This is a genomic window from Okeania sp. KiyG1 (genome assembly GCF_014132355.1).
Lineage (GTDB): Bacteria > Cyanobacteriota > Cyanobacteriia > Cyanobacteriales > Microcoleaceae > Okeania.
Genome location: NZ_BLZO01000091.1, coordinates 221,074 through 233,975, shown reverse-complemented (window position 1 = coordinate 233,975; position 12,902 = coordinate 221,074). Strand labels below are relative to the sequence as shown.

Here is a 12,902-nt window from a genome sequence, read left to right as displayed (position 1 = left end):
TTAGGGGGGGTGAGCCTTCAAAGTCCCCCTTTTTAAGCTATGCTTTATAAACATCTTTCTTAACATAAAACTTGACAAAACAGACAAGTTATGGGTAAGTCTGGGTTCAGCTTTTTCGGGAGAAAATTGTATTGAAAAATACACTTTTTTGAGGACTGTAGACAAAATTCTTACTCCCCCTCTTCCCCCTCTTCCCCCTCCTCCCCATCCTCCTACAAGGGTTTCAGGAGTTCCTTATAAGGGATAGCTTTTTAAGGGGGATGCGCGGGGGATCGTGAATGTACCATATTAAACAGAGAAATGCTATAGTGTAGGTTGGGTTGAAAAACGAAACCCAACATTTTCACCCAATCTATTTTAGATCAGACAAAAATTAGTTCAATCAAATCATGCTTTGTTGGGTTTATCCTAACGGATAAGCTCCGCTAACACTTCGTTCTACCCAACCTACAATTATGTCTGATAAATTTACCTATTGCTTTGATTTTAACATAAGCTATTTTATAATTTATAGGTAGCAGAATCAGGGCTGCTATAGTAATTCTAATTAATCTATATATTAAAACCAATTTATTTGTATGTTTTTCTAAACTCAATAGGTAGCTATAGATGCTATGCTCAAATTTTAATTCGGGATTTTTATTAGTAATGGAAGATGGTTGATGAACTACAGATATTTTTTGAGTTATAGCTATTTTATGACCTTGTTTTGCATAGCGTCTACAAAAATCAAAATCTTCATAATATAAAAAATAATCCTCATCAAATTCAGGACAGCTTTTAAAGTTTTTGAAGTTAATTAACATACTGCACCCTGTCACCCAATCTGTGGTTGATGTTTCTGTGTTGGAGAGAAATTCATTAGCAATTATTTTGCCAGTTTCAGGGATAAAATTTCCCCCACCAAACCAAACTTTTCCTGTGGGTTCGTAGACTGTTGTTCCTAATATAGAAAAATCTGGATATTCTGCTAAAAAATGATGTGCTTTTTCTAGGGCATTTGGCAATAAATAAGCATCGGGATTAATTAACCAAATTATTGCTTGGGGATTTCGAACATAAATCCAATTTAATCCTAAATTACAGGCTTTACCATATCCTAAATTAGTTTCTGAGTTGATAATAATTGTGGTATGGTTTTGGAGTTGATAAATAGAATTATCATCGGTCGAGTTATTAATAATGATAATTTGCTGAAACAGTTGGGGAGTTAATTTAATGGAATTGATTAATTTTTGAATTAATTGAGTGGAATAGTAATTAACTGTGAGAAAGTATATGGAAGAATTTGTATTGATATTAGTTTCTCCTAATCTACAAGTTCACTTTTGATTTTTTACTTAATCAGGACTTACGCAAAGATAGTATATATAGCGCACTCCAATTTAACCGATCACTCAAATGTAATTGCTAATCAATCGCACTTTATAGAAGCCCCGATCATATCTTTGCACGCGGTAGGGTTTTTAGGTCAAGAAGTGAGGATATTGATATTTAATTACTATAGATAGATATCTCCAACAATCAAAAATCAAATCAATTATTGCACTGTTATTCATCAATTCTTCCCCTCCTGGGAGGGGAGGGGCGAGGGTGGGTTCCCTACTCTGTACGGACGTTGCATAAGGGCGTCCCTACTCCCTACTCCCTACTCCCTATGCGTGGAGGAGATGCTTAATAGATCCGTTTAGGGGTTCTATATTAGGCAGCAACTCTATTTCTAGAATTACTGCCTAAATCCCGATCTTCATAATTTTTCCTGCTCATTCCAGTTGCAGTTTCAAAATAGGCGTTGCTGAATTGAAGTATGAATGCGCGATTGTTTGGTTCTCGCCTTCGCCCCCGCGCATCCCCCATTCAACAAAAAGCGCAGCATCTTCTGGCTTCCCCCGATCCGGCGGGGGACGGGAGGGGATTAAAGGGGGACTTTTAGAGTTTTATTCCCCCCAATTTTGGCTTGCTCGGGTAGCTCTGCATCATACCCAGAATCAGCAACGCCCAAAATATTATGGGCAGTTCTGTAGGTTGGGTTGCACTCAGCCTACTGGACTGTTTCACCTAAAATAGTGCAGAGCGCTTTTTTCGTCACCCCATCCCCCCATCACCCCCAAATTCCCCTCCACCGGAGGGGAGGGGCTAGGGTGGGTTCCCATCACCCCATTTTCTAATGCAACATTTAAGATGAAACAGTCCACTACAATATTATAACGCGCTGATCCGAATATGATATTAGTAAATCAACAACTTAGACTTCATCACAAGCATCAGAATCACCATTGAGGGAATAATCAAGGCTTTCGGGTTCAACCTCAACAATACCCTGAACAGGGTCGCCGTAGTAAGGACCATCGTTTTCCACATCAGCCCAACCATTCCCAGGCTCACGGAGGTCACGCCAATTCATCACGACATAATCTTCGTCCTCACCACCATAATAGCCACTGTCAGGCTTAATGGGATGCCAATATTCATAGTCAAAGTCTTGACCACTAATCCAGCTAAAGGTGCCTTCGTTATTCGCATCATTGAGACCGATCCAGAACGGCTCGCCAGTGCCAAAAGTGCCCCACAACCAATCATGTTCGGCTTCATCGTTGATGGTAACAAGGTTGCCGTCTACCTCTTCTGCTTCAGCTTGGGTATCAGTCCAAGTGCCAACTTTGGTTAAGAAGTAAATGTGTCCGTTGTCAGGATTGGTGTAGGTTTCCTTCAGAGAAAGCAAGGATTCAACATTCAGGCTAAAGCGATCGCTCACCTGTGCTCCCTGTCCATCATCTGCAGTTACTACCAAGCAAAGGGTACCGATGTCGGTTTTAGGAGGAGTACCGCTGAACATCCCTGTTGCTTGGTCAAAGCTTAACCAAGTAGGCAAAGAAGCGCCATTAGCCAAACTCGCGCTGAGGCTTAGTGGATCGCTATCGGGATCGCTAAACGTTGTCCCAGGGACAGTAAAACTGAAAGGTTTAGTCACTACTGTGCTGAGATCGTCAATAGGGTTGACCACAACAGGAGCATAGTTACCACGCTCAATAGTAACAACAAAACCAGTACTAGCACTGCCACCATGACCGTCATCTGCAGTAACAACCAGGTTAAGGATTCCCACGTCATCATTGCTGGGGATGCCAAATATTCCTGTGTCTGATTCAAAAGTTAGCCAAGCCGGTAAGGGACTGCCATCAGCCATACTAAGACTCAAGGTGAGAATGTCTCCATCTGCATCCTCGAAGGTATCGATGGGAATAGGGAAATTCCATAAACGCCGGGAGTAAATTGTTTGATCGTCAATGGGATTAACCACTACCGGGATGTCATTTTGAGGGATGACATTCAAGTTAAATGTTTCGGTAACAGAGGTAACTCCATCCGTTAACTCAAAATTAAAGCTGTCGGCAATGGTTTCGGAGCCGTCGTGAATATATGTGACAAGGCCTGCATCCAGATCGGCTTGCGTAAACTGAGTGGTATTGACTCCAGAAACTTGAATACTGCCATGGCTAGGGTTAGTGTTCAGGATGTAAGTCAAGTCAGCATTGTTGTTATCTAAATCTGTACCACTGAGGTTAGCCGATCCGATTGTTACTGATTCTCCTTCATTCACTGTTGCACCATCATTATTGGCGATCGTCGGAGCATCATTCACCGCCGTGAACAGAATATCTACTGCAGTAGAATCTGTCATATTATTAGCAGTCTTGCGAGTGATGTTCAGATGACGGGTATCAGTATTGGGGTTGTGAGAAATATTGTTATAGGTGACACCATCGCTAATAGCTTGTATTACAGCATCTGTAACGGAAGTTGCAGAAACCAAACGCACGTTGTCTACAAACAAGCTTGCACCGAGGCCTAGTCCACCAGTTTTGTCATAGGTCCCGCAAACAAATTCAAACTGGTACTGACCATCTGCGGGGATGGTAGCGCTGACAGAATTGAAAGGAACTTTGTCGCCACGCTTGGCAAACAGTTGGGTACGAGTGTCATCACTACTGCCAAAGCTATTATCGCTACCTGTCCCAATTAAAAAGCCAAAAACTTCGTAGGCATCACTTCCCCTTTGAGCCGAAAAATCCAAGGTGATGCTGTCCCCTGCAAAGGCTTCAAAGGAATCACTACGAACATAAGGGCCGTGGAGAGAACCATTGCCCGATGGACGATCGCTACCACTGGGGCCAGTGATGCCACCATTACTGACTAGGCGCAGAGCGTAGTTGCCACTGCCTACAGTTTTGTTGTCTATACTAACGGTATACTTAGGAGAACCATTGGGTGTAGAGACAATAATTTTGCCCGTGCCAGTGCTACCGTTGAAATCGTAGGCAATGCTTTGACCATTGAGGTTTTGGACAGTACTGTAATTTTTCTGAAAGGCTGTCCAGCCAGTCAGATCCCCGGTTTCAAACCCGGCATTGGTCAGGGGACTGGAAAAGCGAATGGTTAAGGCTTTGCCATTAGTTCCATCTTCAGTTTCCAGGATCGAACCAATACGATTAGTCTCAGTTCCATTGCCTAAGAAAATGCTGCCGGAATTATCTACTGAGATTGCTCCTTTGGCATTGGGGTTGGTAGCGCTGGTAAGGTTCAACTGGTCGTTGGGGGTACCGTTGCTGAGACTAAACCGCAGTTCACCGTCTCCATATTCTAAACCACAAGAAAAGTTGAGACTGCTGTTAATTGGAATCGGCGGACTACCTTCTATATATGTGACGGTATTGGGTGTGGCCTGAGCCATGCCAGGTCCGACGATCGTTAAGGCGATCGCCATTAAGACTGCTATCAGTGACTTATAAAGTTTCTCGATCACTTTTAAGCTCCATTGTTTTCATCAATCAGGAGTAGTCATGCAAATAAGTTTGATTGAGGCTAAGGACATTTATTTCTTTAAACTAGCTCAATCGTTACTCATAGTTTTTTGACTATTGCGATGAATTAAGTACATTTCATAGTTAAGAATATTTTAGGAAAAAGTCAAATAAAAATTTGGGGTAAATTCAGGATTTAAAAATTTAGGTTATAGGGTTTATTAAGAATTATGTTATCGGGCAAATAAGCTTCTATGGGCTGGAGTATGGGCTTTTTAGTTACAGGTTTTGAGACCCTCACGGGCGAAGTCTGAAAGACTATGAAATGCCTAAATTAATTGGATATGATATGATAGTTTTTTGGACTCCAATTTGAGATCGAATAACATAAATCCTGTGTCCTAGAACGACCAGAATTATTCACAAAATTTAATAGTAAAGTTTCAAATAAATATGTTGATTTTGGTAGAGAATTGAGTTAAAAAGTAGATGAAACATAAGGCGTTTTTCATTCAGTAATCAATTGAATAAATATCCCTGATATGGTAGAATTTCTATTAACTGTAGACTCTAAACTTTAACGATCGCCCTTCCTGGCAATCTGAGGCGACTTTGGTGAGCGGTCGAGAAATGGCTAGGTCTCCTCGCCATATCTAATCGACCAAGAGAAAGAGACTATTCCTGATGTCAAGCCTCCTTATTGCAGAGGTACTGATAAGTGATAACTGAAATGATCTTATTGTTCAAGATTCTCATGATTTTTGGAAAATTAAACCCATGAAACAACTAATATCGTATTTAATCGTCCTAACTTTAAGCTTGGCAACTTGGATAGTTCAGCCAGCTCTAGCCCACAGTGGAACTCTCAACGGCATTCATACTATTATGGCCTCAGACTTGAATGCTCCCACAGGTAACATCACCTTTAATGAATTGCCTAACGAGACTCTCGAACCTGTCTATACACCTGCTGAATATGGTGGAGATGCTACTGCCCCTACCCTGACCTTCAAAGCAATGTTTGCAGGCCAAAGCTATTCGCGTAATACAGCAACAGATTGTCCAGGGGCAACAGCTCTTGGTTGCATTATTGGAAACCCAAGCAACCCCTTATCTCTATCTACAGATATCCGGACTCGTGTAGTTAGTATTATTTCTAACCCTGCTTTCTCAGACGGTAGAGTCATTGCTACTCAAAAGAATGCAGCTTATAGCATTTTGTTCGACAAAGATGTAGCCAGTGTGGGGATAACAGTAGGAGACCTTGATGCAGTAGGTGCTGTCAAAATCAAAGTTTTCGACCGCACCGGAGGGCTATTGGGAGAGGTAACTAACAGTAAAACAGGTAATGAGTACCTTGGTTTTGCCACTGATGACGACAAGGAGAAAATTGCCGGGGTACAACTGAGTTTAGCTGGTGCTGAAAATGATGGTTATTTAATTGGTGACATCAGTTTTATCCAAGAAATGCCTCAGCAGGTTTTATGCCAAAATACAGCACCAAACAATTTAGTGGTAAATGGCAGCTTTGAAAAACCAGTATTAGCTGGCGTTTATAGTTTTGAAAATGCAATTGAAGGCTGGGAGTTAGACCAGGGTCAATACATCGAAATTAATAAATACATCAACGACCCCCGCGATGGTAGACAAACTGTGGATTTAGATAGTTATAATTCAACAACTAAAATTTCTCAGAAAATTGCCACTCAGGTAGGAAAGACTTACAAGCTAACTTTTGCATTTAAAGCTAGTTATAATCCAGCTACAGTCGAACATCAAAAGCTGAATGTACATTGGGGAAATGAATTAGTTGAAGCACTAGATAAACTTGACAGTGAGACTCCATGGGAGGAGAAAACTTACAACCTGGAAGCCAAAAGCACTGAAACAGTTCTGAGCTTTGATAATCTCAATGAAACACCTAATAGTTATGGTATTCATCTTGATGGAGTAAGTCTGAACTTATGCCAATAGTCAGATATTCCTCAGCTGTGAAGCGATCGCTCTATTTAAACAAGCAAGGGGCGATAGCTGGATATAAATATCTAAACCAAAAAGTAACTTTTTTCCAATGGAGGAAAACAATGAAAAAATTTCTGATGTTCATACTCGTGGGTTGCCTAGTAGTACTCTTAGGCTTCCCAAGACCAGCGGCTGCCGATCATATAGATCAAGTGCTGGCAGGTATAAACCGTAACCATCAGGCGATCGGCAATGTCATCCCTGGTCTTCATAACCTGGAAGTTGGGCGGGACAAACCAAGTCTTTGTGGGAATCACGGGTTGACCGATAAGACAATCTTTAATTACTATGGCTCCCCTGGGGGCTACGGATGTTTGAGGTTGTATGGTTTTCTGGATTTTTACGAGTATGGTGAGAGAGTTCCTGATTTACCTAATTCTGAAAACCATGTGGTGAATATTCCTTCAACATCAGGTCATCAATTAGGACGTTATTTTACACGGCAACACCCTGAATTAGCAATCATAGGGGTGAACCTCTTAACAAAGCCTTTTCACACTCATATTGGAGACTTTTGGCTAAGTCCAGACTATGGTCCAGGGGGCATCAAAATAAGACAACCATTCCAAGTCGATAATAATGCTGTTAGTTGGGCATCTTTGCCCAGTAATAATCCCTATGCTCCCACCGTTCACCAACTCTTGATTGCAGAAGACACCCTTCCTTCAGAGCTATTAATTTCCCCCCAATCAAGGGTAATTAGGAATCGTGGGAGAAGCGTCTTGCTTTTTGTCAACAGTAACGTGGGTAGGAATTCGGTAACTCTCTACTTTAAGAACTTCTACTTAGTTATGTTCGCTTCTACTGCAACGGTAAATCAAGATACCATTGAAAATATTGTTCGCTCAATTGTGACAGGGAGTTCTCCTTCTGGTTCTATCCCTACTGTCAATTCTAGTTTTAGTGCTCCAACCTTAACCCAGGGGCAAACAACAAATCTACCTATTGATGTATCAACAGTTTTCAATCCATCTGCAAATTCCTGGACTTACACAGTCTCGGATCTTGACCTACCCCCGGGATTAACATTTGACTCCACAACAAAAAGTATAATTGTTGACCCATCTTCACCACCACCCCCTGGACCACAATCCTCTGGTTCTTTTGCTGTACCTATTACTGTTGACGACCATGATGGTCATGTAGTAAACAGTTCATTTAACTTAACTGTTAATCCATAATACCAAGCGTGATAAATGTTTGCTACAAATAATTTTCTAGGTTTTAGGTGGTAGGTGCTAGTTTTAGGTTTTAGGTGGATTATTAGTTATTTACTAGCCAGTTTATTTGTAACATTCTTTTTTCGGCGTTGCTGAATTGAAGTATGAATGCGCGATTGTTTGGTTCTCGCCTTCGCCCCCGCTGGTCCCCCATTCAACAAAAAGCGCAGCATCCTCTGGCTTCCCCCGATCCTGCGGGGGACGGGAGGGGATTAATAAAGGGGGACTTTTAGAGTTTTATTCCCCCCACCCATTGGCTTGCTCGGCTAGCTCTGCATCATACCCAGAATCAGCAACGCCCTTTTTTCAAATTGGTATAATATCATGTCCGGATAATTAGTTATAAAAAAAACTTCTGGCGTTGAACCTTTCTTTCCCTTCTGCCTTCCCCTCCACGGTCGGGGTTAGGGGTGGGTTGCCTTCTGCCTTCGGACCTCCAAAGTCTAAGTATTCAACCGAACATGAAATAACAACTCAAACAAGCAAGAGATGGTATACTATTTGGGAAATGGTTGATTTTGCAGACCATTCTAAACAGAGAAAGATCGGACCTATTGCCGATCGCTTAGAATTCCCATAGAACTAATTCTGATAAAAGAGGTAGCTGACCAATTGAAATGAAATCAATAAAAACTAAACTCAAAATTAATAATAAACAAAAACCATACTTGCCAAACACGCTGGTGTAGCCCCTGACTGCTTATAACTGGGGATTAGCAACTTGCATTACTGAATACCAATCAACCAAGAAACGACTGAGTGCTATCACTTTACATAAACGTTTGGTAAGGGAAGTCAAAAGTAAAAATCCCTAGTATTATGAAGTATCAAAGTGCGCCCCTCAACAAGCATTAAGAGATTTAGAAAGGGCATTCAAAAACTTTTTGACTATTCCTAAACGTGGATTTCTAAGTTTAAGAAAAAGGTAAAAAAGATAGTTTATACTTAGAAGGAAGTATTAAAATCCTGAAAGGAAACTATATCAAACTACCCAGAATAGGAATAGTAAAAACTTATGAAATCTTACCATCTGTGCCTGTCAAAAATGTTACCATATCAAAACGTGCAGATAATTGGTATATCAGTTTTAAATATGATTGGGAACCAGCACTATTACCGCCTCTGAAAAAACGACCTGTGATTGGTGTAGATGTAGGTATAAACACCCTAGCTACCTGTAGCGATGGAACAACCTATGCTAACGTCAAAGCATATAAGCAAGCGAAAAAACAACTAACTCGTTCTCAACGCCGTGTCAACAAAAAAGAGATAGGCTCCAAAAACAGAGCCAAAGCTATCAAAAAACTAGCAAAACTGCACAAAAAAGTAGCTTATATCAGAGCCGATACACTGCATAAACTCACAGCATGGTTAGCTAAAAACCACAGCACCATAGTGATAGAAGATTTGAATGTCAGTGGAATGCTGAAAAATCACAACCCACCCTCTCTAGCTCCTCCCGGGAGGGGATGGGGGTGGGTGCAGACTGTGGGTTTTATGAGTTCAAGCGTCAACTTGCATACAAGTGTGAGTGGTATGGAAGCCAGCTAGTGATAGCAGATAGATTTTATCCAAGTTCTCAAATATGTTCTCACTGTGGACATCAACAGAAAATGCCGTTAAATGTGAGAACGTATAATTGTGCTAACTGCGGATTTGAAACTGACAGAGACTTTAATGCTGCTGTCAATCTAGAAAACTATGTGAATAAGTAGGTGGAGTTCCCACCGATTTCAAGCCTGCTCTCGAAGATAAGTTGCAGACTGAGGTCAGTGTTCTTCAATGTTTGCGCAGCATTGCGTCAGCACGCGCAGGAAGCTAGCTCCAATGAACCGTGCTTTGATAACTCAGGATAATGCTGCCTATAGTATTTTGTTTGATAAAGATGTGGCAGCTATTGGAGTATCCGTATTGAGGTTGGATAATGTGGGTAGTGTAGCAGTTAAGTTTTTCGATCGCCAGGGTACTCTACTCAAACAAGTTAGCAATCAAGAAACAGGTAATGAGTTCATTAGTTTTGGCACTGATGACAATACTGACAAAATTGCTGGCATACAGTTGAGCTTAGTTAATCCAGAAGTGAGAGGCTTCAAAATTGGTGACTTAAGTTTTATTCAAAAAGCTTACCAAGCTAATGTTAAGCCAAAAACTGTCACTTATTCTGATGCCAAGTTGAATGGTGTACATCTAGTATATACAGATGCTTTCAAGAATTCTACAGGTTATATTACTTTCAAAGAACATACCTCTGATCTCTGGACAGTAAAGTATGAACCCAAGGACTATGGTGCAGGGTCTCAAGCTCCAACCATAAGCTTTAGAGCTTTCTTTGAAGGGCAAGGTTATTCTGACGAAACTAGCAAAGATTGTGGGTTTTCTAGTGAACTTGGTTGTATAGTTAATGACTCTTCTTCTCCTCTATCTTTAGCTTCCACAGCTGTTGTACGCTCTAGTCGTACAAAAGAAGAAAGCACTGCTTCAGGTGGCTATGTTTTGGATACTGAAGATCACGCTGCTTACAGCGCCCTTTTTGATAAAGATGTAGCTAGTGTTGGTGTCAGAGTTTTGGGCTTTGATAGTATAGGTCATACATTAATTAAAGTGTACGATCGCCAAGGTCAGCTTTTAGGTCAAGTTATATCAAATCCGGTAGCATCGGTGTAATTAGATGGGGAGATGGGGGGATGGGGGACCCACCCCTAACCCCTCCCTGGAGGGGAATGTGGGGATGGGGGACCCACCCCTAACCCCTCCCTGGAGGGGAATATGGGAGGATGGGGGATGGGGACCCACCCCTAACCCCTCCCTGGAGGGGAGAAATATTTGGTAATCGTTGAAGATGGAACATTTTTTACGTGCCGAATTAAACGGATTTGATATTAGTAATCATCGACGGGGAGATGAATTTTTTGGTTTTGCTACGGATGATGACAGTAGTAAGGTTGCTGGTTTGCAAGTAAGTATGATTGATGGCGAGTTTGATGGTTATCTTCTCGGTGAAATGAGATTCATCCAAACAGTTAAGTCAGTTAATCAACCTCCTAAAGCTAATCAGACATCTATTAGTGAATCAGCTACAGAGGGTGTCAAATACGATCTGAAACTAGATGGGTATTTCAGCGATCGTGATAATGACACACTTAGCTATAGTTTTGGTTCAGTTTCTTCCCTTAGTTGGTTAACTGTAGATTCCAATACAGGAGAATTGAGTGGTATTCCTCCTGTTGGCGCAGCAAACCAAACTTTCAAAGATCGGCAAGAAATACAAACTCTCCTTTGGATTCAAAGCTAATTCTTCCATACAAAATATACTAAACGTTCGTTGGGGAAATAAGAATGTTCTCAATCTGGAGAAAACAGAGAAAGATGCTGTATGGCAGACTTATACCGACGACAAACTTGAAGCTACTACAACTAGCGCTACTTTGAGTTTTGATAACCTTAATGAGAAAGAGGATGGTTTTGGTTTCCTCATTGATGCAGTAAAAGTTCAATTATGTCAATAGTCAAGTTGTGAACATGGCAGAAAGCTCTCGGTATAATTTCTAATTCTCCGAGTTCTCAATGACTCCCATAAGCTTATGGCTCAATACCATAAGCTTATGCCAAAATTAACTCTATGCTATAAAGTCTGATTATGTTAGTTCTATTTGACTATCATCTCCAATCATAAACCGTAATGCTTTAGGACGTTGTGGAGCATTAATTAGTTGGGCACGACGACCGAGTAAACTATCAACAATACGTTGATGAATTTCAATAATTTTTGCTCCTTGTAATATCACACTATGCTCAAGATCAACATCAATTAAAGTCACATTATCGGCAATACTACTATAAGGACCGATAAAACAATTTTCTAGGTGACAATTCTCTCCAATAATCACCGGACCACGAATACTACAATTAATTAGTTTAGTATTTTCACCAATTTTTACCCGTCCAATAATTTGACTTTGAGAATCTATTTCCCCATTTATTGAATTAGTTAAACGAGTATCTAAAATAATTTGATTAGCACTAAGTAAATCATCTTTTTTACCTGTATCTAACCACCAACCTTCTAAGGTACGCGCTTCAACAGAAATTTCTTTATCTGCACCGGATGTTTGTTGGTCAATTAAATATTGAATAGCATCAGTAATTTCTAATTCTCCTCTAGCTGAAGGTTTAATATTAGCAATGGCATTATGTATTTTATTTGAGAAGAAATATATTCCCACCAGTGCCAAATCAGATGGGGGAACTTTTGGTTTTTCTACTAACCCTAAAACTTTTCCCTTTTCATCTACTTTTGCAACACCAAACGCTGTGGGGTTAGGCACTTTTCGCAGCAGAATTAAAGCATCTAATTGTTCTTTTTTGAAAGTATCTAAAAATTGTTCTAGTTGACTTTCAATAATATTATCTCCTAAATACATTATGAAAGGAGAATCTGCCAAAAATGGTTGGGCAATTTTTACAGCATGAGCTAAACCAGCAGGTTGCTCTTGCAGGATATAGGTAATATTAGCCCCGAATTTTTCACCGTTTCCTGTTAATTCTTGTACTTCTTTTCCAGTTTCTGGACTAATAACAATGCCAATGTCGGTAATACCTGCTGCGATAATACCCTCAATTCCATACCACAAAATAGGTTTATTCGCAACTGGTACTAATTGCTTTGCTCCTGTATAAGTAAGAGGACGTAACCTTGTACCTTTTCCACCAGAGAGAATTAATGCTTTCATATCAATATTTCCAATTGCGGATTTTTGTTGTAGTTTTTGTTCTTAGGGCTGAATTTTTTCTCACTTTAGCATAAGAAGGAAGAAGGAAGAGGGAAGAAGTAAGAAGGAAGAAGGAAGAGGGAAGAAGT

General features: G+C 40.6%; 11 protein-coding genes. 8 read left to right on the top strand and 3 right to left on the bottom strand.

Annotated elements, in window-relative coordinates; translation table 11 throughout:
• Window positions 1–425: 425 nt before the first annotated feature.
• Both SAGCYANO_RS21610 and SAGCYANO_RS21605 read right to left on the bottom strand, forming a co-directional pair.
• A complete protein-coding gene (locus SAGCYANO_RS21610; RefSeq protein WP_202221979.1) occupies window positions 426–1,280 on the bottom strand; it encodes a glycosyltransferase family 2 protein in 855 nt (284 codons plus the stop codon).
• A 965-nt stretch (window positions 1,281–2,245) separates the two neighbouring features.
• Window positions 2,246–4,765: a putative Ig domain-containing protein gene (locus tag SAGCYANO_RS21605; protein ID WP_202221945.1), complete on the bottom strand. Its 2,520-nt coding sequence runs from the start codon at window positions 4,763–4,765 to the stop codon at window positions 2,246–2,248.
• Window positions 4,766–5,579: 814 nt separating this feature from the next.
• Between SAGCYANO_RS21605 and SAGCYANO_RS21600 the strand changes: the two genes are divergently transcribed.
• The 8 genes from SAGCYANO_RS21600 to SAGCYANO_RS21570 all read left to right on the top strand — a co-directional run bounded on the left by SAGCYANO_RS21600 (window position 5,580) and on the right by SAGCYANO_RS21570 (window position 11,550).
• Window positions 5,580–6,776, top strand: coding sequence for a DUF642 domain-containing protein (locus SAGCYANO_RS21600; protein ID WP_202221944.1), 1,197 nt, complete (start codon window positions 5,580–5,582; stop codon window positions 6,774–6,776).
• The gene (locus SAGCYANO_RS21595; protein ID WP_202221943.1) at window positions 6,767–8,005 is read left to right on the top strand and encodes a putative Ig domain-containing protein; all 1,239 of its coding nucleotides are present in this window, start codon (window positions 6,767–6,769) and stop codon (window positions 8,003–8,005) included. The genes SAGCYANO_RS21600 and SAGCYANO_RS21595 overlap by 10 nt, the downstream gene beginning before the upstream one ends.
• A gap of 454 nt (window positions 8,006–8,459) precedes the next feature.
• Window positions 8,460–8,624 (top strand): hypothetical protein, encoded by a 165-nt coding sequence (locus SAGCYANO_RS21590; protein WP_202221942.1) that lies wholly within the window; start codon window positions 8,460–8,462, stop codon window positions 8,622–8,624.
• A 377-nt stretch (window positions 8,625–9,001) separates the two neighbouring features.
• Complete coding sequence (locus SAGCYANO_RS45215) at window positions 9,002–9,595, top strand: transposase (RefSeq protein ID WP_307785950.1); 594 nt, start codon at window positions 9,002–9,004, stop codon at window positions 9,593–9,595.
• Window positions 9,514–9,759: a transposase gene (locus SAGCYANO_RS45210; protein ID WP_237396479.1), complete on the top strand. Its 246-nt coding sequence runs from the start codon at window positions 9,514–9,516 to the stop codon at window positions 9,757–9,759. Before SAGCYANO_RS45215 ends, SAGCYANO_RS45210 begins: the two co-directional genes overlap by 82 nt.
• Window positions 9,760–9,871: 112 nt before the next feature.
• A complete protein-coding gene (locus tag SAGCYANO_RS21580; RefSeq protein ID WP_202221941.1) occupies window positions 9,872–10,708 on the top strand; it encodes a hypothetical protein in 837 nt (278 codons plus the stop codon).
• Window positions 10,709–10,883: 175 nt separating this feature from the next.
• Window positions 10,884–11,336 carry a putative Ig domain-containing protein gene (locus SAGCYANO_RS21575; protein WP_202221940.1) on the top strand — a complete coding sequence of 151 codons (453 nt, stop codon included), beginning with the start codon at window positions 10,884–10,886 and terminating at the stop codon, window positions 11,334–11,336.
• On the top strand, window positions 11,254–11,550 hold the full coding sequence (locus SAGCYANO_RS21570) for a hypothetical protein (protein WP_202221939.1): 297 nt from the start codon (window positions 11,254–11,256) through the stop codon (window positions 11,548–11,550). Before SAGCYANO_RS21575 ends, SAGCYANO_RS21570 begins: the two co-directional genes overlap by 83 nt.
• Window positions 11,551–11,679: 129 nt before the next feature.
• On the opposite strand, the gene SAGCYANO_RS21565 is transcribed toward SAGCYANO_RS21570, so the two are convergent.
• Window positions 11,680–12,774 (bottom strand): glucose-1-phosphate thymidylyltransferase, encoded by a 1,095-nt coding sequence (locus tag SAGCYANO_RS21565; RefSeq protein ID WP_202221938.1) that lies wholly within the window; start codon window positions 12,772–12,774, stop codon window positions 11,680–11,682.
• Between the last annotated feature and the right edge of the window lie 128 nt (window positions 12,775–12,902).

Bases quoted from the DNA above. Each gene is read 5' to 3' on its own strand.
- SAGCYANO_RS21605 (WP_202221945.1), bottom strand. From the start codon at position 4,765: ATGGCGATCGCCTTAACGATCGTCGGACCTGGCATGGCTCAGGCCACA.
- SAGCYANO_RS21565 (WP_202221938.1), bottom strand. From the start codon at position 12,774: ATGAAAGCATTAATTCTCTCTGGTGGAAAAGGTACAAGGTTACGTCCT.
- SAGCYANO_RS21595 (WP_202221943.1), top strand. From the start codon at position 6,767: ATGCCAATAGTCAGATATTCCTCAGCTGTGAAGCGATCGCTCTATTTA.
- SAGCYANO_RS21575 (WP_202221940.1), top strand. From the start codon at position 10,884: ATGGAACATTTTTTACGTGCCGAATTAAACGGATTTGATATTAGTAAT.
- SAGCYANO_RS21580 (WP_202221941.1), top strand. From the start codon at position 9,872: ATGAACCGTGCTTTGATAACTCAGGATAATGCTGCCTATAGTATTTTG.
- SAGCYANO_RS45210 (WP_237396479.1), top strand. From the start codon at position 9,514: ATGGGGGTGGGTGCAGACTGTGGGTTTTATGAGTTCAAGCGTCAACTT.
- SAGCYANO_RS21600 (WP_202221944.1), top strand. From the start codon at position 5,580: ATGAAACAACTAATATCGTATTTAATCGTCCTAACTTTAAGCTTGGCA.